A 21903-nucleotide genomic window follows, 5' to 3' on the forward strand; every position below is an offset into this window, starting at 1 on the left:
GTCCGTCTCGCGCACCCGATTGTCCGTATCGCTCCCTGTGCCAGCATTGCCCTGTCACGGGTAGCTGGCAAGATAAGGTCGAGCCCATGGAAAAGGATGCGCGGAAGCCCAAGATCGGGCCTTTCAGCGCGATTGCAGACATGAATATGCCTCAGGCGATTGACGCGGATAGTACGGTGCGCTTCGGTGACTATGCCTTTCATCGGCAGCAGCGGCTGGTGAGCAAGGCGGGTTGGCCGGTGCCGTTGGGCGGGCGGGCTTTGGATATTCTGGCGGTGCTGCTGGAGTCGCCAGGGCAATTTATCAGCAAGGCCACCCTGATCGAGCGGGTCTGGCCGTGCAGCGTGGTGGAAGAGAACAACCTGCGGGTGCACATCGCCGCACTGCGCCGTGCCCTTGACGGGCAACGCTTGATTATCAACGACCCCCAGCGCGGTTACTGCTTCGCCGCCCCCGTGCGGGTCGCGGCTGCCGCGGTGCTGCCCCGGCATAACCTTGCCCCCCGGCTCAGCCCGCTGATCGGTCGCGATGAACTGCTGGGCGTGCTGGTGCGGCGGGTGTCCGGGCAGCGCCTGATGACCCTCACCGGGTGCGCCGGCGTGGGCAAGAGCACCTTGGCCCTGGCCCTGGCCGAGCGCGTGTTGCCGCGCTACCGCGACGGTGTGTGGTGGGTCGACCTGGCCACGGTGGAGGCGCCGCTGATGATGCTGCGCCACCTGGCCACGATCCTGCACCTGGAACCCGGCGGCAGTGTCACGCAGTTGTGCCGCCAACTGGTCTCCCGGCAATTGCTGCTGGTACTCGACGGCGCCGACCTGCTGCTCGGAGCCTGTCGACATCTTTTACGGACGCTGCGCGAAAATGCGCCCCAGGTCAGCGTGCTGGTCAGCAGTCGCGAAGCGTTGCAGGCCCCAGGCGAATGGGTGCTGCGCGTGCCCCCGCTGGGCGTGCCGGCGCCGTCGGCGCTGGGCAGTGTTGAACAGGCGATGGCGTTCCCCGCCGTGCAACTGTTCGTCGCCCGGGCGTGTGCCGGCCAACAGGGCTTTGTGTTGCGCCGACAGGACCTGGCGCCATTGCGGGACATCTGCCGGCGCCTCGACGGTATTCCCCTGGCCCTTGAACTGGCGGCGGCCCAAGTGGATGCGCTGGGCGTGCGCGGTCTACAGGCGCAGTTGCACAGTGGAGTGCAGGTACTGACCCGGGGCCGCCGCACAGCGGTGGAGCGCCACCAATCCCTGACCGCCGCCCTGGACTGGACCTACGAGCGCCTGAGCCTGCCGGAGCGCTGGCTGTTCCTGCAACTGAGCCTGTTCAAGATGGCCGTGACCTTGCCCACCCTGGGTAAGCTGGTGGCCGGCACCGAGCTGGAACACGCCGATTTGTCGTACCTGCTCGGGCGGCTGGTCGGCACCTCGCTGCTGAGCCTCGAACCCGGTCCGGGTTATCCGCGCTATCGTCTGCTCAACAGCACGCGCAGCTATGGCCTGGCACTCCTGCGCAACCCGCAGCAGGTGGCGCGTTTGCAGCAGGGCTATGGGCATTACCTGGGAGCGTTCTCAGGCCGGCCGTTTGTCCTGCAACTCGTCGAGCAGGCGGCGTACGCGGACTAGGTCCTGGGTGGCGAAGCCTTCGCTGAATCGCGCGTAGACCGAACCCAGCAGGTCGCGGGCGGCCTGCACACGACCCTGCTGTTGCCACCGCCGCGCCAAGGAGTCCGCACAGCGCAGCTCCCAGGCCAGCGCGCCTTGCTGGTGTGCCAACTCCAGGGCTTCGAGCAGCAGCGCCTCAGCCCCTTGGGGATCGGGCATGGCCTCGGCGCGCACGCGCAGGATTTCCGGGCTGCACCAGCCGGCCGCACCGCTCCGGGCGCGTTCGAACAAGGCTTCATCCACGGCTCGGGCGTTGAAGGTCACCAGGATGTCTGCGACCAGCCCCAATCCCTGCATATCGGCGATCTGCGCCGTGCCTTCGTAGCATTGCGCCCAGGTGTGGAACAACTGCACCGAATGCTTTTGCGCCTGTTGCAGGAGGAGGTCCAAGCGGTCGCGGGCCGCGAGGGTGTCGCCGTTGCAGTGGGCGATGACCACCCCGGCCAGGGCCAGGGTGTAGCAAATCGACGTGCCGTGGTTGATCTGCAACGCCAGCTCCAGCGCCTGGCTGGCGGTGCGCCACGCACGTTCGGGAAAACCGCGCAGCCACAGGATGCGCGCGAGGATGGTCAACGAGGCCACGCTCTGGTCGTACTGCACGCCAAAGCCGTGGGTAAACCGGTTGAGATGGCCGCTCTGGGCCATGCGCTGGATCACCTGTTCGGCATTCTGCTGCGCCAGTACCTGATTGCCGGCGAAGTGCTGCGCCAGCACCCTCAGGCGTTGGGCGCTGAGGGCCAGCAACGGTTCGGCCTGCGGCCCCAACCGGTCGAAATGCAGGCTTTGTTCCAGGGCCTCGCGGTAGTTGCCGCCACACAGGCTGACCGCCATTTGCCCCGACACCGCGCGCAGTTGGCCAACCAGGTTGCTGTCGGCTTCGGCCAGGCGCCGTGCATGGGCAAAGGCTTCGATGGTCTGCGGCGTACCGCCCTGGGTGTGGTAGGAAAAACTGCCGAAGGCCAACTGCAAGGCCATGTTCAAGTGCGGGCTCGGCGTGCTCGATTGCCCCAGCCGCGCCAGGGCCTTGCCCACGTACAGTCCGTGTTCGCGCAGCAGCGACAGCTCCTGCCACAACGGCATGGCGCTGACGGTGAGACGAATACCCAGCAGGTGCACGCCCTGGTCGCCCAGGCCCCAGTCGAGGGCGGCACGAATGTCTTCGCGCAGCGGCGCATAGCGGTCGATCCAGGTTTGGGTGGCGGTCTGTTCCCAATCGTCCTGCGCCTGGTTCATCAGCACCAGGCAGCGCTTGGCGTGGTGTTCACGGGTGGCGTCGAGTTCATTGGCGACGCTGAGTTTTTCCAGGGCATAGGTGCGGGTGATGTCCAGCAGGCGGTAGACCACCTCGTCATCCCCGGCTTCCACCGTGAGCAGGGATTTCGCCACCAGCTGGGTGATCGAACCCAGCACCTCGGCCGGTGCAACCTGTTGCCCGGCGATCACCGCCGCCGCACTGGCCAGGCTGAAACCACCTCGGAACACCGCCAGGCGACGCAGGCAGATCTGCTCGCAGCCGGTGAGCAATTCGAAGCTCCAGTCCAGGGTGGCACGCAGGGTTTGATGGCGGGGCAGGGCGCTGCGTCGGCCACGGGTGAGCAGGCGGAAGTTGTCTTCCATCTGCACCAGCAGGCCGGGCAGGCCGAAGCGCTCGATCTGCGCGGCCACCAACTCGATTGCCAGGGGGATGCCGTCCAGGCGTTGGCAGATATCAATGGCCAGGGGCAGTTCGGCTTCGCTCAGTTCGAAGCTGTCCTGATGGGACATGGCCCGCTCGATCAGCAGTTGCAGGGCCGGATAACCCAGGGCCTGGGCGCGGTTACCGGTGGCGGGCGGGCAGGCCAGGGGTTCCAGGCGCTGCACCGACTCGCCCTCGGCGCGCAAGGCCTCGCGGCTGGTGGCGAGGATGTGCAATTGGGGCGCGTGGCGCAGCAGGGCCTCGCTGATCAGCGCGATGTCGTCCAGCAGGTGTTCGCAGTTGTCGATCACCAGCAGCAACTGGTGCTCCTGCAGGCGGCGCGCAAACACGGGCAACGGTTCATGCTCGGTGTGGGTGAGGTCGAGGAGCGCGGCGAGATTGGGCAGGATCATCGACGGCGCGCTGAGGGGCGCCAGGTCCAGCAGGCGAATACCGTCGCGGTAATGTCCGATCAACAATTCCGCCACGCGCAAGGCAACGGTGGTCTTGCCGATGCCGCCGGCGCCGGTCAGGGTGATAAAGCGTTTCTCGGGCAGCTGCTGTACCAGGCTGTCGATCAGGGCCTGGCGGCCAAGCATGCGCGTGCGTCGCAGCGGCAGGTTGTGGCTCGGGCGTTGGGGGGCGCCTTCGGTCGGTAGGCTCATCGGCTCGATGCTCAGTGGCGCCACAAAACTGTAGCCGCGCTGGGCCACCGTAACGATATAGCGCTGCCCGGCCTGGCCATCGCCCAGGGCCTTGCGCAGCGCCGCCATGTGCACCCGCAGGTTGCCGTCTTCCACCACGCTCTTGGGCCAGACCCGGGCGATCAGTTCCTGCTTGCTCACCACTGTGCCGGCCTGCTCCAGCAGGATCAGCAGGATGTCCACGGCCCGCCGTCCCAAGCGCAATGGGCGACCAGCCTCCAGCACCAGGCGCTGGCGCGGGTGGACACGGTAAGGACCGAAATGCACGGCCTGGTCGCGTGGGTCACTCATGGGTGGCCATGCTCTGGGAAAAGTAAGCGGCCAGCATATTCCAAGTGCGTGCCGACCACTAGGCAGCGATCTCCCGAGGCTTGTGACGCAGTTGGTGATTTCGCCAGGTCATCGGGTTGACGCCCTCGCTGCGCGTGAACATATGGCAGAAATGCGCCTGGTCGCAAAAGCCGCACTCCAGGCTGATTTGCGTGAGGCTCAAGGAGGAACCGGTGATCAACTCCTTGGCCCGCTGGATGCGTTGCTGGCGTATCCATTCCTGGGGCGACAGCCCGGTGGTGCACTTGAACGCGCGGGAAAAATGGCTGCGCGACAGGGCGCAGGCCTGGGCCAGGTCGGCAATCGCCAGGCTTTCACCGAGGTTGGCGAGGATCAATTGCTTGGCGATTCGTTCGCGCCGGGGGCACAGGCCGCCGGTGGCGGATAAGCGAGGAGCACAATACGCAGGTCGGGCCATGACGGATATCCGCAGTCGATGGGAGCGTTCCCGGTGAATGGATGCAGTGTAGACCGGCTCATTTTTGGCGCCCCGCCGGCTGGCTGGCGAGTTAATCGTTGTTAATTTCGCCAGGTTCGGTCGCGGAAAAGACAGCACAGGCATGCAATCCAGGCAGTGTCCTGTCTGCTTAGCTGGGAGCCTGCTAACCGTTTGGATACCGCCATGAACCGCAATGACCTGCGCCGCGTCGACATGAACCTGTTGGTGATTTTCGAAGCGCTGATGTTCGAGAAGAACCTGACCCGGGTCGCCGAAAAGCTCTTCATGGGCCAACCGGCGGTGAGTGCGGCATTGGGCCGGCTGCGAGATTTGTTCGACGACCCGTTGTTGCTGCGCAACGGCCGGGGCATGGAGCCCACGCCACGCGCCGTGGCGATACTCAAGGAGCTGCAACCGGCCATGGACACCATTTCAGGCGCAGTCAGCCGCGCCAAGGATTTCGACCCTTCCACCAGCTGTGCGGTGTTCCGCATCGGCCTGTCCGACGACGCCGAGTTCGGCCTGTTCCCGCCGTTGCTCAGCCAACTGCGCGAAGAAGCCCCGGGCATTATCGTGGTGGTACGCCGCGCCAATTACCTGCTGATGTCCGCATTGCTGGCCAGTGGCGAGATCTCGGTGGGCGTGAGCTACACCACTGAACTGCCGGCGAATGCCAAGCGCAGGAAACTGCGGGACATTCCCTGCAAGGTGCTGCGCGGGGATGACGGCGTCGAACCGCTGACCCTCGACGACTATTGCGCACGGCCCCATGCGATGGTGTCGTTCTCGGGGGACTTGAGCGGCAATATCGACCTGGACCTGGCCCGTATCGGCCGTGCCCGGCGGGTGGTGCTGGCGGTACCGCAGTTCAGTGGCTTGCGGGCGCTGCTGGCTGGTACGCAGATTATTGCCACGGTGCCCGACTATGCGGCGTGTGCGTTGACCGAGGGCACGGCGCTGCGGGCAGAGGATCCGCCGTTTGCGATCGACGCGGCGGAGTTGTCGATGGTGTGGAGTGGTGTGCATGACAATGACCCGGCGGAGCGGTGGTTGAGGGGCAGGATTGCGCAGCATATGGCGGGAGGGGGATGAGCTTGGCGGCTTCTGGGCCTCCCCCGGTTTGATCTGCATACCCCCCAACCCCGACTACCGGCTCTTGTAAGAAATTTCCCAGAGGAGTACAAATGTACTCCATGACGACCCTGACCCCCCGCCGCACCGCCATCCTGACCTTCATCCGCGACCGTATCGCGCAGCAAGGCCAACCCCCCAGCCTCGCCGAGATCGCCGAGGCGTTCGGCTTTGCCTCCCGCAGCGTCGCACGCAAGCACGTCGTGGCCCTGGCCGAAGCCGGTTTCATCGAGGTCAACCCCAACCAGGCGCGCGGCATTCGTTTGCTCAACCAGCCCCCGCGCCCGGAGTGGCTGGATGTCCCGGTGCTCGGCCGAGTGGCGGCCGGCCGGCCCATCGGCGCGGATGCCGACGTGCACAGCCGCCTGCAACTCGACCCCGCCACTTTCGCGAAAACCCCGGATTATCTGTTGCGGGTGCAAGGCGACTCGATGATCGAGGACGGCATCCTCGACGGCGACCTGGTGGGCGTGCGCCGCAGTGCCGAAGCGGTGAACGGGCAGATTGTGGTGGCGCGCCTGGACGGTGAAGTCACCATCAAGCGTTTCGAGCGCAGTGGCGAGCGTGTGCGTCTGCTGCCGCGTAACCCCGCATACGAACCTATCGTGGTCGGCCCCGACCAGGACCTGGCCATCGAAGGGGTGTTCTGCGGCCTGGTGAGGCAAGGCTGATGGGCGCCGTGGTTGCACTGGATACGCTGTTCAATGGCGGCCGCGTCTGGAAAGGCCGGCCTGTCGCGCCTCCGGCCAGCGTGCAGCCTACGGGGCTGGCGGCGCTGGATGCGGTGCTGCCCACGGGCGGCTGGCCGGAGTCGGCCTTGAGCGAAATCCTGATGGCCAGGGACGGTATCGGCGAACTGCAACTGGTGCTGCCGACCCTGGCGCGATTATCGGCGGCGGGGGAGCGCATTGTGCTGGTGGCGCCGCCCTACACCCCGTACCCCCACGCGTGGCAGAACGCCGGGGTGGATTTGCGCCAGCTGTCGGTGGTCCAGGCCGAGGCGCGCGATGTGCTGTGGGCGGTGGAACAATGCCTGCGCTCCGGCAGTTGCGGCGCGGTGCTGTGCTGGCCGCACAAGGCGGATGACCGCGCCTTGCGTCGCTTGCAGGTGGCTGCGGAAACCGGGCAGACCCTGGCGTTTGCCTGGCGCGCCTTGAGTGAAGCGATCAACCCTTCGCCCGCCGCCCTGCGCCTGGCCGTCGAGGCCAAACCTGCCCGGGTGCGGGTGCTCAAGTGCCGGGGTGGCTTGGCTCATCCGGCGCCGATTGCACTGGCGGGGCACTGAGGTTGCCATGCGCTGGGTGTGTATTGTCTTCCCGCAATTGGCGCTGGACGGGGTGCAGCGCCTGCACCCCGAGCCCGACCAACCCCTGGCGCTGCTGGCCGGCACGCCGCAGCGGCGCGTGCTGCAAACTGTCAATGACGCCGCCCGCGCATTGGGCCTGCGCCCGGGGCAATCGCTGACGGCCGCCCATGCCCTGGCCAAGACCTTTGCCTGTGCCGAATACGACCCCGTGGAGATCGAGCGCTGGCAGCAGTTCCTCGCCGCCTGGGCCTACCGCTTCAGCTCCCAGGTCAGTGTGTATTACCCGCGTGCCTTGCTGTTCGAGATCGAATCGAGCCTGGGCCTGTTCGGGCCCTGGCCTCGGTTCGAGGCACGCCTGCGCCAGGAACTGAGCGAGCTGGGCTTTCGTCACCGTATCGTCGCCGCCCCCAACCCGGCGGCGGCGCGGGTGCTGGCCAATCTCTACGATGGCCTGGCCGTGGCCGATGAGGATGCGTTGCTCCAGGCCCTGGCGCCACTGCCCATCGACCGCGCCGGCCTCGACCCGCAAGCGGCCACCGCGTTGTCGCGCATGGGCCTGCGTACCCTGGCCCAGGTGCAGGCGTTGCCCCGGCACACCCTGGCGCGGCGCTTTGACGCCAGCCTGCTCAAGCACCTCGATGTCTTGACCGGACAACGGCCGTTGGCCCTGGCGTTCTATCAGCCGCCGGACCAGTTCGATGTGCGCATCGAGCTGAATTTCGATGTGCAATCCCACCAGGCCTTGTTATTCCCCCTGCGCCGTCTGACCGGCGACCTCTCGGCGTTCCTCTGCGGCCGGGACAGTGGCGTGCAGCGTTTCGACCTGCACCTGGAACATGCCGATGCACCGGACAGTGTGATCAAGGTCGGCCTGCTGAGCGCCGAGCGTGAGCCGGCGATGCTGTTCGAACTGGCCCGTGGGCGCCTGGAGCACGTGCAAGTCACCTCGCCGGTGCGTGGTTTTCGCCTGGTGGCCCAGGACCTGCCGGTGTTCGTGCCGCAACGCCAGGACCTGTTCGACGATCGCCCGCAACAGACCCTGCCGTGGGAACAATTGCGCGAACGCCTGCGTGCACGCCTGGGGGATGAGGCGGTGCAAGGCCTGCGCTTCCATGCCGACCATCGCCCCGAATGCGCCTGGCAAATGGCGGCGGATAAAAGCCCGTGCGCCACCTTGAGCAAGGTGCGGCGTCCCGGCTGGTTGCTTGACGAACCGACCTTGCTGGCCGAGCAGGGCGTGCAGATCCTCATGGGCCCGGAGCGCATCGAATCCGGCTGGTGGGACGGTGCTGATATTCGCCGCGACTACTACCTGATCCAGACCCGCGCCGGCCAGCAAGGCTGGGCCTATCGCTGCGTGGGGCAAAGCGATGGGCTGTGGCTGCAGGGCTGGTTCGCATGAGTTATGCCGAGCTGCACTGCCTGTCCAACTTCAGCTTCCAACGCGGTGCCTCCAGCGCCCTGGAGTTGTTCGAGCGGGCCAAGCGCCAGGGCTACAGCGCCCTGGCGATCACCGATGAATGCACCTTATCGGGCATCGTGCGGGCCTGGCAGGCGGCGAAGGCGGTGGGCTTGCCGCTGATTATCGGCAGCGAAGTGCGCATCGAAAACGGCCCGAAACTGGTGCTGCTGGTACAGGACCTCAGCGGCTACCAGCACCTGTGCCGCTTGATCACCGTGGCCCGACGCCGGGCTGAAAAAGGTCGCTACCGCCTGCTGCTGGAAGACTTCGAGCAGCCGTTGCCCGGCCTGCTGGCGCTGTGGGTCGCCGAAGACAGCGACACCCAGGCCTCGATCCACTGGCTGCGCCGTACCTTCGCCGAACGCCTGTGGCTGGCGGTGCACCTGCACTGCGGCCAGGACGATGCGCGGCATCTGGAGCAACGCCTGCACCTGGCCGCCAGCCTGCAGATTCCGGCGGTGGCCTGCGGCGATGTGCATATGCATGCCCGTGGCCGCCGCGCCCTGCAAGACACCATGACCGCGATCCGTCATCACGTGCCGGTGGCCGACGCCGGCACGCGCCTGCACCCCAATGGCGAGCGGCATCTGCGCAGCCTCGACGCCCTGGCCACGCTGTACCCGCAAGCGCTGCTCGACGAAACCCTGGCCATCACCCAGCGTTGCAGCTTCGACCTTAGCCAGTTGCGCTACCACTACCCGCGCGAATTGGTGCCCGAGGGTCATGATGCCGAATCCTGGTTGCGCGCCGTCACCGATGAAGGCATCGCCCGGCGCTGGCCCCACGGGGTCGACGCCAAGACGTTGCAGCAGATCCATCACGAGCTGACACTGATCAGCAAACTGGGTTACGAAAGCTACTTCCTCACGGTGCACGACATCGTGCGCTTCGCCCGCAGCCGGTCGATCCTGTGCCAGGGCCGGGGTTCGGCAGCCAACTCGGCGGTGTGTTTTGCCCTGGGCATCACCGAGATCGACCCGAGCCTGACGAGTACGTTGTTCGAGCGCTTCCTGTCAGAGGAGCGCAACGAGCCGCCGGACATCGACGTCGACTTCGAGCACGAACGTCGCGAAGAAGTGCTGCAGTACGTGTTCCAGCGCTATGGCCGTACCCGCGCGGCGCTGACGGCGGTGGTCAGCAGTTACCACGCCGCCGGCGCAGTGCGCGATGTGGCCAAGGCCCTCGGCTTGCCGCCGGACCAGATCAACGCGCTGGCCGAATGCTGCGGGCGCTGGAGTGACGATGCGCCGCCCCTGGAACGCCTGCGCGAAGGCGGCTTCGACCCGGACAGCCCGATCCTGCGCCGTGTGCTGACGCTCACCCAGCAACTGATCGGTTTTCCCCGGCACCTGTCCCAGCACCCCGGGGGCTTCGTGATTTCCGAATATCCGCTGGATACCCTGGTGCCGGTGGAAAACGCCGCCATGGCTGAGCGCACCATCATCCAGTGGGACAAGGATGACCTCGATGCGGTCGGCCTGCTCAAGGTGGATATTCTCGCCCTGGGCATGCTCAGCGCGATCCGTCGCTGTTTCGATCTGCTGCGCCGCCATCGTGGCCGTGACCTGTCGCTAGCGACGATCCCCCAGGAAGACCAGGCCACCTACGCGATGATCAGCAAGGCCGACACCATTGGCGTGTTCCAGATCGAGTCGCGGGCGCAGATGTCGATGTTGCCCAGGTTGCGGCCGCAAACATTCTACGACCTGGTGATCGAGGTGGCCATTGTGCGCCCCGGGCCGATCCAGGGTGGTATGGTGCATCCGTACCTGCGCCGACGGAACAAGGAAGAACCCACGACTTACCCGTCGCCGGAGTTGGAAACCGTGTTGGAGCGCACCCTGGGCATCCCGCTGTTCCAGGAACAGGTGATGCAGATCGCCATGGTCGCCGCCGACTACAGCCCCGGCGAGGCCGACCAGTTGCGCCGTTCCATGGCCGCCTGGAAACGCCACGGTGGCCTGGAGCCGCATCAAGCACGCCTGCGCACCGGCATGTTGAAAAACGGCTACACCGAGGCTTTTGCCGCGCAGATCTTCGAACAGATCAAGGGCTTCGGCAGCTATGGTTTCCCCGAGTCCCACGCCGCCAGTTTTGCCTTGCTGACCTACGCCAGTTGCTGGCTCAAGTGCCATGAACCGGCGGCCTTCGCCTGTGCGTTGATCAACAGCTGGCCCATGGGGTTCTACAGCCCGGACCAGATCCTGCAGGATGCGCGGCGCCATCGCTTGCAGATCCGCCCGGTGGATGTGCAGGCCAGCGACTGGGACTGCAGCCTGGAGCCCATCGATGGCCAGCAGCCGGCGATTCGCATGGGGTTGCGCATGATCTCGGGGTTTCGCGAAGAGGATGGGCGGCGTATCGAAGCCGCACGTCAGCGCCGGGCGTTCAGGGATATTGCCGATCTGGACGCCCGCGCCGGGCTGGATGCGCGCACCCAGGCATTGTTGGCGGATGCCGGGGCCTTGCGTGCCCTGGCCGGCAACCGGCATACGGCGCGCTGGGCCGTGGCAGGGGTGCATAAGCAGCTTGGCTTGTTCGCCGGCCTGCCCAGCCCCGATGAGGCGCGGGTGGAACTGCCGAAACCGACGGTGGGTGAGGATCTGCACGCCGACTACGCCCTGCTTGGCACCACCCTTGGCCCGCACCCATTGGCGCTGCTGCGCGCCGAGCTGCGTAAACGGCGTTGCCGCAGCTCGAATGAACTGCAGGCGGTGGAGCATGGGCGCACTGTCAGCGTCGCCGGGCTGGTCACCGGTCGCCAGCGCCCCGGCACGGCCAGTGGCGTGACCTTTGTCACCCTCGAAGATGAATTCGGTAACCTCAACGTGGTGGTCTGGCGCGACCTGGCCGAACACCAGCGCCAGGCCCTGGTGGGGTCGCGGTTGCTCAAGGTGGACGGGCGTTGGGAGGCGGTGGGCGAGGTGCGGCACCTGATCGCCGGGCGCCTGACCGACCTGACGCCGCTGCTGGACGGCATCACGGTGCGCAGCCGGGATTTTCACTGAGGCGGGTAGCGCTGGCGGTGATTAGCCCCTAATTTATAGAAAATGAAACCATCGCCCCTTGATACGCTCCAAATTTTGCGACCGTCCTTTCTCTGCGCAGAGCCGAACGATGCAATTCTTATCCGACCCCCACGGCTGTGAAGGTTGGGCCGGCGAAATGGCCCAGCGCATTCGCGCATTTGACTGGTCCACCACCGACCTGGGACCCCTTGACCGCTGGTCCACCAGCCTCGCCTGTACCGTGCAGATGATGCTGGCATCCCCCGTGCCCATGGTGATGCTCTGGGGGCCGGCGGGGTACATGATCTACAACGACAGCTATTCGGTGTTTGCCGGCGGCCGCCATCCTTATTTGCTCGGCACGCCGGTGGAGCTGGGCTGGCCGGAAGTCGCCGACTTCAACCGCCATGTGGTGGACACCTGCCTGGCCGGCGGCACCTTGTCGTTCAACAACAAAGACCTGGTGCTGCTGCGCAACGGCCAGCCGGAAACGGTGTGGCTGGATCTCTATTACAGCCCCGTCGCCGGGGATAACCAGCAACCGGCCGGTGTGCTGGCGATTGTGGTGGAGACCACCGCCCATGTGCATTCCGAACGTGTGCGCCAGGAATTGACCCATAACCTGGAGCAACGGGTGGCCGCCGAAGTCCAGGCGCGTTCCGCCGCCGAAGACCAACTGCGCCAGTCGCAAAAGCTCGAAGCCATTGGTGGCCTGACCGGTGGCGTGGCCCATGACTTCAATAACCTGTTGCAAGTGATCGCCGGCAACCTGCACCTGCTGGCTCGCCATGAACCGGAGAATGCCCAGGTGCAGCGGCGGGTCACGGCGGCCATTGCCGCGGTGGAGCGGGGCGCCAAACTGTCCTCGCAACTGCTTGCCTTTGCCCGGCGCCAACCGTTGTCACCGGCCGTGTACAACCCGCAGCGCATCTACGCCGGGCTGGGCGAACTGCTGCAACGTGCGTTGGGTGAAACCATCCATATCGACGTGCAGCTGCCCCAGGATTCCTGGTGCATCAACGTCGATCGCAACCAGTTGGAAAATGCGCTGCTCAACCTGGCGATCAACGCCCGCGACGCCATGAAAGGCGAAGGCGTGATTCGCATCACCGGTGAAAACATCATCCTCAACCCCAAGGATTGCCGTGGCAAAAGCATCAAGCCAGGCGAGTATGTGCGCCTGGCCGTCACCGACATTGGCGTGGGCATGCCGGCGGCGATCCTGTCGCGGGTGTTCGAGCCGTTTTTCACCACCAAGCGCGATGGCCACGGTACCGGCCTTGGCTTGAGCATGGTGTTTGGTTTTGTCCGCCAAAGCGGTGGGCATGTGGACGTGTGGAGCGAGGAGGGCAAGGGCACCGTGGTGCAAATGTACTTTCCGCGCAGCCTGGGCGAAGAAGTCCAGGAGACTCACCCAGAACCCGTGTCCCACGACATGGGCCAGGAGACCATCCTGGTGGTGGAGGACAACGAGGATGTGCGGGTGACCGTGGTGGACCTGCTCGAACAGGCAGGCTACACGGTGTTGACCGCCGAAGACGGCGACCGCGCGATGCAAGCCTTGCAGGACGGCGTGCGGCCCGACCTGATCTTCACCGATGTGGTGATGCCCGGCCGTATCAAAAGCACCGACCTGGCCGAGTGGGCCCGCGTCCAGACGCCGCCGGTGGCGGTGCTGTTCACCTCGGGGCACACCCGCGACATCCTCTCCAGCAATCACCTGCTCAGCGCTGATATTCATTTGCTGAGCAAACCCTACAGCCCCGAGGCCCTGACGCAACGGCTGCGCAGCGTGCTCACCGCCAGACAAGGTTGTTCATGACGTCACAGCGCAACATGCCTCCGATCACTGCCCAGCACCTTGGATTCGTAAAGGTGCGCGGCGCCCGCGAACACAACCTGAAGAACGTCGACGTGGACATTCCCCGGGATGCCCTGGTGGTGTTTACCGGCGTCTCCGGTTCGGGCAAATCGTCCCTGGCGTTTTCCACGGTGTATGCCGAGGCCCAGCGCCGCTATTTCGAATCGGTGGCGCCCTATGCACGGCGCCTGATCGATCAGGTCGGCGTGCCCGATGTGGACAGCATCGAAGGCCTGCCGCCCGCCGTGGCGTTGCAGCAGCAGCGCGGCACGCCGAGTGCGCGTTCCTCAGTGGGCAGTGTGACCACCCTGTCGAGCCTGATCCGCATGCTGTATTCGCGTGCCGGCAGCTACCCGCCGGGACAGGCGATGCTGTATGCCGAGGACTTTTCGCCGAACCTGCCCCAGGGCGCGTGCCCGCAATGCCATGGCCTGGGCCGTGTGTATGAAGTGACCGAGGCGCTGATGGTGCCCGATCCGTCCCTGACCATCCGTCAGCGCGCGGTGGCGTCCTGGCCCCTGGCGTGGCAGGGCCAGAACCTGCGCGACATTCTCGTGACCCTGGGCTATGACGTGGATGTTCCCTGGCGCGACCTGCCGAAAAAGCAGCGCGACTGGATCCTGTTCACCGAAGAAACCCCCACCGTACCGGTGTATGCCGGTTTCACCCCGGCGCAAACCCGCGATGCACTGAAACGCAAGCTGGAGCCAAGCTACCAGGGCACGTTCAGCGGCGCGCGGCGCTACATTTTGCACACCTTCACCCACACCCAAAGCGCGCTGATGAAGAAGCGCGTGTCGCAGTTCATGCAGGGCAGCGCCTGCCCGTTGTGCGAGGGCAAGCGGCTGACCCGGGCGGCGCTGTCGGTGAAGTTTGCCGGGGTGGACATTGGCGAGTTGTCGCAACTGTCATTGACGCAATTGGCCGCGTTGTTGCGGCCGGTGGCGGCGGGGCAGGACAAGATGAAGCTGTCGGTGGAAAAACGCCTGGCGGCCCAGCGTATTGCCGAGGATCTGCTGGAGCGGGTCAGTACCTTGATCGAATTGGGGTTGGGCTATCTGTCCCTGGAGCGCAGCACGCCGACCCTGTCGTCCGGGGAGTTGCAGCGCCTGCGCTTGGCCACGCAATTGGGTTCGCAATTGTTCGGGGTGATCTATGTGCTGGATGAACCTTCGGCAGGCCTGCACCCGGCGGATGGCGAAGCGTTGTTCTCCGCGCTCGAACGTTTGAAAGCGGCGGGCAATTCGTTGTTTGTGGTGGAACATGACCTGGAAACCATGCGCCGCGCCGACTGGTTGATCGATGTGGGCCCGGCCGCCGGCGAGCATGGCGGGCACGTGCTGTACAGCGGGCCACCGGCCGGTCTGGCGGACGTTGAGGCGTCGCAGACCCGGGCCTATCTGTTCGCCGACAAGCGCCCTGGGAACCCGGCGCGCCGTGAACCCAGCGGCTGGCTGAGCCTGGAAGGCGTGACGCGCAATAACCTCAAGGACCTGAGCGTGGATGTCCCGTTGGGCTGCTTTACGGCGGTCACCGGTATTTCCGGCTCGGGCAAGTCCAGCCTGGTCAGCCAGGCGCTGCTGGAACTGGTGGGCAGCGGCCTCGGCAGCCGGGTGGAAAACGACGAAGAGCCGAGCCTGGAAGACGACGCCCCGCAAATCAGCGGCGGGCGCATCAGTGCCGGCCTGGAGCACATCCGCCGCCTGGTGCAGGTGGACCAGAAACCCATCGGCCGCACCCCGCGTTCCAACCTGGCGACCTACACCGGTTTGTTCGACAACGTGCGCAAGTTGTTCGCCGCCACGCCAGCGGCGAAGAAGCGCGATTACGACGCCGGGCAGTTCTCCTTCAACGTCGCCAAGGGCCGTTGCCCGAACTGCGAAGGCGAGGGCTTTGTCAGCGTCGAATTGCTGTTCATGCCCAGCGTCTACGCACCGTGCCCGACCTGCCACGGCGCGCGCTACAACCCTGAAACCCTGGCCGTCAAATGGCAAGGCCTGAGCATCGCCCAGGTGCTGGGGCTGACCGTGGAACAAGCGGTGGAGGTGTTCGCCGAACAACCTGGGGTACTGCGTTCACTGCACGTGCTGCGGGATATCGGCCTGGGTTACCTGCGCCTTGGGCAGCCGGCGACGGAACTGTCCGGCGGCGAAGCGCAACGCATCAAACTGGCCACCGAGCTGCAACGCAATGCCCGTGGCGCGACGTTGTATGTGCTGGACGAACCCACCACCGGGCTGCATCCACGGGATGTCGACCGCCTGCTCAGTCAGCTCAATCAACTGGTGGATGGGGGGCATACGGTGGTCGTGGTGGAACATGAAATGCGCGTGGTGGCCCAGAGTGACTGGGTGATCGACATCGGACCGGGAGCCGGGGACCTGGGCGGCAAGGTGGTTGCCAGTGGGACGCCGCAGAAGGTGGCCAAAAACAAAACCAGCCGCACCGCGCCATTCCTGGCCCGAGAGCTGCTCTGACTAGCGATGTTGTCCAAATGTGGGAGGGGGCTTGCTCCCGATGAGGGAGTGTCAGTCGCTAATAATTTGACTGAGCCACCGCCATCGGGGGCAAGCCCCCTCCCACATTTTGCTCAGCGTTAGGTCAGGTTGATCTGTGCCCTGGCCTGCTTCACCACATTCTCAACCGTAAACCCGAACTGCTCCTGCAACTTCGCCAACGGCGCCGACGCGCCGAAGCTGTTCATCACCACCTTGGCGCCGGTCTGGCCGACATAGCGGTCCCAGCCCAGTGGCCCGGCCTGTTCCACCACTACCCGGGCCTTCACTGCCGGCGGCAACACGCTGTCGCGGTAGGCCTGGTCCTGGTCTTCGAACAGTTCCCAGCTGGGCATTGAAACCACCTGCGCGGCAATCCCTGCGCTTTTCAACTGCTCATACGCAGCCACCGCCAGGCTGACTTCACTGCCGCTCGCCAGCAGAATCACCTGAGGATCATCCGCCCTCGCCAGTACATAGGCGCCCTTGGCCGCCCCCGATGCCGCCGCGTATTTCGTACGATCCAGCGTCGGCAGTGGCTGGCGGGACAGTATCACGCAACTTGGCCGGTGGGTCTGCGCCAGCGCGACCTTCCACACTTCCAGGGTTTCATTCGCGTCGCCGGGGCGCAGGGTCAGCAACCCCGGCGTGGCGCGCAGTTGGGTCAGGTGTTCGATGGGCTGGTGGGTCGGCCCATCTTCGCCCACGCCAATCGAGTCATGGGTAAACACGAACACCACCGGCAGCTCCATGATCGCGGCCAGGCGGATCGGCGGCTTCATGTAGTCGCTGAACACCAGGAATGTCGAGGTGTACGGCCGCAGGTAGGACAACGCCATGCCGTTGGCAATCGCGCCCATGGCGTGTTCGCGGATGCCGAAGTGCAGGTTGCGCCCGCTGTAGTCGTCGGCGCTGAAACGCCCGGCACCGTCGAAGGTGAGGTTGGTCTTGGTCGAGGGCGACAGGTCCGCCGAGCCGCCGAGCAGCCACGGGATCTGCCGGGCAAAGGCATTCAGTACTTCGCCACCGGCGGCACGGCTGGCCACGCCCTTGGCGTCGGGGTCGAAACCGGGCAGGTCATCCTGCCAATGCTCCGGCATTTCGCCGGCACGCATGCGGCGCAGCTCTTCGGCCAGTTGCGGCTCGTGCTGCTGCAGCTGCGCCAGGCTATGCTGCCAGGCGTCATATAACGGCTGGCTGCGCTCCAGCAGGGCGTCACGCAACACCGTGCGGGCCTCGTCGGGGACCAGGAAGCTGGAATCCTGCGGCCAGCCATACGCAGCCTTGGTCAGGCGGATCTCTTCATCGCCCAAGGGCTCGCCATGGGCGGCGGCGGTGTTGTGTTTGTGTGGCGAACCGTAGCCGATCACGCTGTCGACCACGATCAGGGTCGGCGCGCCGGTGTTGCCCTTGAAGGTGTTCAGCGCCTCGCTCAAGGCCTGCAAGTCATTCGCATCGGTGACGTGCACGGTGTGCCAGCCATAGGCCTGGAAGCGCTTGATCACGTCTTCGCTGAAGGCCAGCTCGGTGTGGCCTTCAATGCTGATGGTGTTGTTGTCGTAGATCCAGCACAGGTTATCCAGCTTCAGGTGCCCGGCCATGGACGCGGCTTCGCTGCTGATGCCCTCCATCATGTCGCCGTCGCCGCACAGGGTGTAGACGTTGTAGTCGAACAGCACCTGGCCGTCGCGGTTGAAACGCTTGCCCAGCCAGCGCTGGGCCATGGCCATGCCGACGCTGTTGGCGCAGCCCTGGCCCAGCGGCCCGGTGGTGGTTTCCACACCGGTGGTCATGCGGTACTCGGGGTGGCCGGGGGTCTTGGAGCTCATCTGGCGGAACTGCTTGATATCGTCCAGGCTGATCGCCGGTTGCCCCGAACGTTTGCCGTGGGCATCGATCTCGACCACACCGGCCAGGTGCAGCAGCGAATACAGCAGCATCGACGCATGCCCCACCGACAACACAAAGCGGTCACGGTTGGGCCAGTCGGGATGCTCGGGGTGGTAACGCAGGAAGCGGCTCCACAGCGTATACCCCACCGGTGCCAGGCCCATGGGCGTGCCGGGGTGGCCGGAGTTGGCCTTCTGCACGGCGTCCATGGCCAGGGTGCGCAGGGTGTTGATGCATTGGGTGTCGACAGCGGTGGCAGCATGAGTCATGAAACCGTTCTCCCTCGGGTGGCGATTTACAGTGGAGGGCGGGGTGTGGCAAAGGTTTGATCCCATTGCCCGCGCCGCGACGAACGGGGATGGATTGACCCTGAACATGACAAGACCGGCTGGAATGGGCTAGCTTCAAGGGGGTAAGCCATTGATCAACTTGCGGAGGTACGCCATGCCAGTGAAACACGACCTGTATCAGGATTTGGGGTTGAGCAAGGAAGCCGTTCACGAACGCAGGGCGAACGACAAACGCCTGGACTCGCTGTTCACTCAATACGATGCGGCCGATGGGGAGGTGCTGAAGGCGGAATCGGCCAAGGCCAGCGATGAGGAGGTGGAGAAGCTGAAGAAGAAACGCCTGTTGGTCAAAGACGAGATTGTGGGGCGATTGGGTTAAGCGCAACACTGCGCCTGCCATAGCGGGCGCAGATTTTTTCAGAATTGCCTGAAAGACATCTCTGCGCCGCCTGCCTATGATCCCGCTCGCCCTCCCGGCTCTGGGGACTGTTGCGGCGCAAGGATTGCGCCGGTGAGCCGGGTGGGCACTTTCCGTTTCTACACCAGCAGTGCCCGAGTGCATTCATCTATGGAGCGCTGCTGCGTCTCGCCATACACCTTCAATTCATCGACAGTCGTGCGCCCCAGGGCCTTCTCGAATGCGGCCTGGTTCGAATTGGCCGCGTAGTGACTCTGCGCCCCATCCCCCAGGTTCGACTGGAAAATCCCCGCCGCACTCACCGGCAGGAAATCCTCATACACCAAGGGTTCGACAGCCACATGGCCGGTGGCGACCAGTGCCTCCAGTGTGCGCGGTTGATCGGCCTGGCCGCGTGCCGCCAGGCCTTTCTCCGTGGCGAAGTAGCGGAAGTAGGCCAGATCCTGCTCACGCATCTGCCCGTGGTTATCCGGGAAGGCCTGGAAGTGCTGCTCCATCAACTGCATGTAGCGCGCGGCGTTGCCCTCGTTGGGGAAGGCACCCAGTTCGTCGCGCGCGGCATTCAGCAGTTGGTCGTACAGCGCGCGGCCCTTGGGCGTCAGCGCCACGCCACGCTGTTCGATTTCGCCGAAACGCGCGCTGTGGCTGCCCTGGGCATCGGTGAAGGCGATGGGTTCGTCGAGGGCCTTGAAGCTGGTCTGGCGCAGCAGGATCGGGCACTGGCGGCGGGGCGGGCCTTCGATCACGGCCTTGGGGGTGATGCCCTTGCCGGGCATGGCGGCCTGGACCTGGTCGATGTCCAGGGTGCGCGGGGTCAGGTGGTTGATGTGCGGGCCCTTGAAGGCCACCACGTCGGCGATCAGGCGGTGCTGGTCGCTGAGTTGCTGGTACTGCGCGGCGGTCACGGTCGCGGTGTGGTGCCAGCGGAAGGTTTCCAGGGCCTGGCGCACAAACTCATCGGCATCCGCAGGGTTGAGGCCACCGTCCTTCTCCGCTTGCTCGATCAGCGCCAGGGCGCGGGGAGTGAAGATCGAGCGCTTGGCCAGGGCGGTTTCGGCAAACCTGCGCAGCTCGGGGTTTTCGATCAGCTCCAGGCGTAGCAGCGAGGTAAACACGCGAAACGGGCTGGTCTGCAGCGCGCTTTCGTGCACGGCGCGGAACGCCGTGGAATGCACCGGCACGCCGGCGGGGGTCAGGTCGTAGTAACCCACCGGCTGCATGCCCATCACCGCGAACAGGCGGCCGATGGTCGCCAGTTCCGCCGCGGTGCCGAGACGGATGGCGCCATGGCGTTCCATGTCCAGGCGCTGGATCTCACCGGTGCGTTGCAGCTGTTGCGCCAGGTCCGGTTCGCTGGCGAGTACGCGGGCGTTGGTGGCGGCGACCAGCTCCATCAGTGCGCCATACAGCGGAACTTCATCTCGGTACATGTCGGACATGGCCTTGGAAAAGCCCTTGCGGATCTCGTCGGGGCTGACATGTGCGGTGCTGTGCATAGAAAAATTCCTGATCACGATGCTGATGGGAGCGGCCGATACCTGGATTTTGTTGGGCTGTGGGCGGGCGTGCAAACGAAGAATCCTCTGGACTTCATTCTGCAAATGAATGAAATGACGTGAATATGACAAAAAACGGCGGCAGGGAAATTTCATTTTCCAGGCCCTTTTCTAAAGAAAGCTTCACGAGGTCCGCCCTGGCCGGCATGAAAGAATCGTCACGTTTGCAGAGCCGACAGTGGGTTTGCACGCCAAACACGATAAAAAAACATTCAGGGGCCGCAGTTAATGAAAATTTCTACACTGGCGCTGTCGATCACCGCCGCCGTTCTTGCACAACAGGCTTACGCTGATGACTTCGGGCTCGGCGCGCTGGGCACGGGCAATGGCCACAGCGGCTTTCTCGAAGACAGCCATGCGTCCGTCAGTTCGCGGACCATGTACTACAGCGCAGATAACCGCTCGGGGACCAATAACGACTTGCGCGAAGCTGCTACCGCACTGCGTTTCGACTACAAATCCGGCTTCACCCAAGGCACCGTTGGCCTGGGTTTCGACGTGATGGCCTTCGGCGCCCTGCGCCTGGACGGTGGCGATGGTCACACTGCGGGCCCGGGCCTGGCGGGTAATGGCAACAGCTTCTTCCCAACCAAAAACAACGGCACCGAGCCGGCCGACTCCTTCGGTCGCGCGGCCGGCAACGTGAAGTTCCGCATTTCCCAGACCGAGTTGCATGTCGGTGGTGGCCTGGCGCCGGTGTTGCCGATCCTGGTCTCCAACGACAGCCGCGTGGCGCCGCAAACCTTTGACGGCGGCATCCTCACCTCCAACGATATTCCCAACGTCACCTTCACCGGCGGCGAGCTGAACCGCGCCGAAGGCCGTGCCTCCAGCAACTCCACGGGCTTGAGCGTGGCCGGCGGTACGCGCGACAGCGACAGCTTCAAGTTCGGTGGGGTGGACTACAAGCCGTTTGGTTCGTCCGACAACACCATCGCAAAAAACCTGACGTTGCAGTACTACTACGCCCAGTTGCAGGACTTCTACAAACAGAACTACGTCGGCCTGGTCCACGTGCTGCCCCTGGGCAACGACCAGTCGTTCAAGACCGACCTGCGTTACTTCGACAGCAGCAGCGACGGCAAGAATGGCGAGAGTGGCTACCAGTTCAACAACAACGGCGGCTACGCCAAGCACGCCAACGAAGTGGACAACAAAACCTACAGTGCCGCGTTCACCTACCAACTGGGCGGCAGCAGCCTGATGCTCGGCCACATTGGCGTGGGTGACGATGGTGGTTTTGTCTGGGTCAACCAGGGCAGCCTTGCCGATCCCCACGCCCAAGGTGCCGGCGGCAGCGACTTCTACCTGTTCACCGATGCGGTGGTGGGCCAGTTCTCCCGAGCGGGCGAGCAGGTCAACTTCGGGCAGTATGCGTATGACTTCAAGGCCTACGTGCCGGGCCTGAAAGCGTCCGTGGCCTACCTGGACGGTACGGATATCAAGTCGAAGGTCGCCGGTGGCCCTGACCAGAAAGAAAACGAAACCGACTTCCGCCTGGACTACGTGGTGCAGGCCGGTCCTCTGAAAGGCTTCGGTACCACCTTGCGTACCGGCACCTATCACGGCAAAAACACCGGCACCGCCGACCAGGACCAGACCCGCCTGATCTTCAACTACACCTACGCCATCTTCTAAGTCTTCATGTGCACCCGGGCGTCATTGGGCTCTACACTGCTCCTCACCTGG

14 protein-coding genes are annotated in these 21903 nt (G+C 64.9%); 10 read left to right on the forward strand and 4 right to left on the reverse strand.

Translation table 11 applies throughout. The features are described from left to right. Positions 1–86 precede the first annotated feature (86 nt). Positions 87–1610, forward strand: coding sequence for an ATP-binding protein (locus BLQ09_RS11205; protein ID WP_092356714.1), 1524 nt, complete (start codon positions 87–89; stop codon positions 1608–1610). On the opposite strand, the gene BLQ09_RS11210 is transcribed toward BLQ09_RS11205, so the two are convergent. Both BLQ09_RS11210 and BLQ09_RS11215 read right to left on the reverse strand, forming a co-directional pair. Next, a complete protein-coding gene (locus tag BLQ09_RS11210; protein ID WP_027608662.1) occupies positions 1557–4319 on the reverse strand; it encodes an ATP-binding protein in 2763 nt (920 codons plus the stop codon). The two genes, BLQ09_RS11205 and BLQ09_RS11210, sit on opposite strands and share 54 nt — an antisense overlap. A 58-nt stretch (positions 4320–4377) precedes the next feature. After that, a complete protein-coding gene (locus tag BLQ09_RS11215; protein WP_027608661.1) occupies positions 4378–4776 on the reverse strand; it encodes a helix-turn-helix domain-containing protein in 399 nt (132 codons plus the stop codon). A 204-nt stretch (positions 4777–4980) separates the two neighbouring features. Here BLQ09_RS11215 and BLQ09_RS11220 point away from each other — a divergent pair, with 204 nt between their 5' ends. The 7 genes from BLQ09_RS11220 (at position 4981) to uvrA (ending at position 16042) form a co-directional block, all read left to right on the forward strand. Then, complete coding sequence (locus BLQ09_RS11220) at positions 4981–5889, forward strand: LysR family transcriptional regulator (protein ID WP_027608660.1); 909 nt, start codon at positions 4981–4983, stop codon at positions 5887–5889. A 92-nt stretch (positions 5890–5981) separates the two neighbouring features. Further along, positions 5982–6599, forward strand: a complete 618-nt coding sequence (lexA, locus tag BLQ09_RS11225; RefSeq protein WP_027608659.1) for a transcriptional repressor LexA — start codon at positions 5982–5984, stop codon at positions 6597–6599. Beyond that, the gene (gene imuA, locus BLQ09_RS11230; RefSeq protein WP_027608658.1) at positions 6599–7213 is read left to right on the forward strand and encodes a translesion DNA synthesis-associated protein ImuA; all 615 of its coding nucleotides are present in this window, start codon (positions 6599–6601) and stop codon (positions 7211–7213) included. Before lexA ends, imuA begins: the two co-directional genes overlap by 1 nt. Positions 7214–7220: 7 nt before the next feature. Next, on the forward strand, positions 7221–8636 hold the full coding sequence (locus tag BLQ09_RS11235; RefSeq protein ID WP_027608657.1) for a Y-family DNA polymerase: 1416 nt from the start codon (positions 7221–7223) through the stop codon (positions 8634–8636). After that, positions 8612–11704: an error-prone DNA polymerase gene (locus tag BLQ09_RS11240; protein WP_218190476.1), complete on the forward strand. Its 3093-nt coding sequence runs from the start codon at positions 8612–8614 to the stop codon at positions 11702–11704. Before BLQ09_RS11235 ends, BLQ09_RS11240 begins: the two co-directional genes overlap by 25 nt. A 109-nt stretch (positions 11705–11813) precedes the next feature. Beyond that, entirely contained in the window at positions 11814–13526 is a 1713-nt protein-coding gene (locus BLQ09_RS11245; RefSeq protein ID WP_027608655.1) for an ATP-binding protein, read from the forward strand. Next, the gene (gene uvrA, locus BLQ09_RS11250; protein ID WP_092356720.1) at positions 13523–16042 is read left to right on the forward strand and encodes an excinuclease ABC subunit UvrA; all 2520 of its coding nucleotides are present in this window, start codon (positions 13523–13525) and stop codon (positions 16040–16042) included. The genes BLQ09_RS11245 and uvrA overlap by 4 nt, the downstream gene beginning before the upstream one ends. A gap of 119 nt (positions 16043–16161) precedes the next feature. Here uvrA and tkt read toward each other — a convergent pair whose 3' ends face one another. Further along, entirely contained in the window at positions 16162–18219 is a 2058-nt protein-coding gene (gene tkt / locus BLQ09_RS11255) for a transketolase (RefSeq protein ID WP_092356723.1), read from the reverse strand. 175 nt (positions 18220–18394) lie between these two features. Between tkt and BLQ09_RS11260 the strand changes: the two genes are divergently transcribed. Then, the gene (locus BLQ09_RS11260) at positions 18395–18619 is read left to right on the forward strand and encodes a DUF465 domain-containing protein (RefSeq protein ID WP_027608652.1); all 225 of its coding nucleotides are present in this window, start codon (positions 18395–18397) and stop codon (positions 18617–18619) included. Positions 18620–18777: 158 nt separating this feature from the next. Here BLQ09_RS11260 and BLQ09_RS11265 read toward each other — a convergent pair whose 3' ends face one another. Next, positions 18778–20154: a 2-oxoadipate dioxygenase/decarboxylase HglS gene (locus BLQ09_RS11265; RefSeq protein ID WP_092356726.1), complete on the reverse strand. Its 1377-nt coding sequence runs from the start codon at positions 20152–20154 to the stop codon at positions 18778–18780. Positions 20155–20442: 288 nt separating this feature from the next. Here BLQ09_RS11265 and BLQ09_RS11270 point away from each other — a divergent pair, with 288 nt between their 5' ends. Beyond that, positions 20443–21852, forward strand: coding sequence for an OprD family outer membrane porin (locus BLQ09_RS11270; protein ID WP_092356729.1), 1410 nt, complete (start codon positions 20443–20445; stop codon positions 21850–21852). Positions 21853–21903: the final 51 nt, after the last annotated feature.

It is taken from the genome of Pseudomonas sp. NFACC25 (genome assembly GCF_900100935.1).
In the GTDB taxonomy this organism is placed as follows: domain Bacteria; phylum Pseudomonadota; class Gammaproteobacteria; order Pseudomonadales; family Pseudomonadaceae; genus Aquipseudomonas; species Aquipseudomonas marginalis.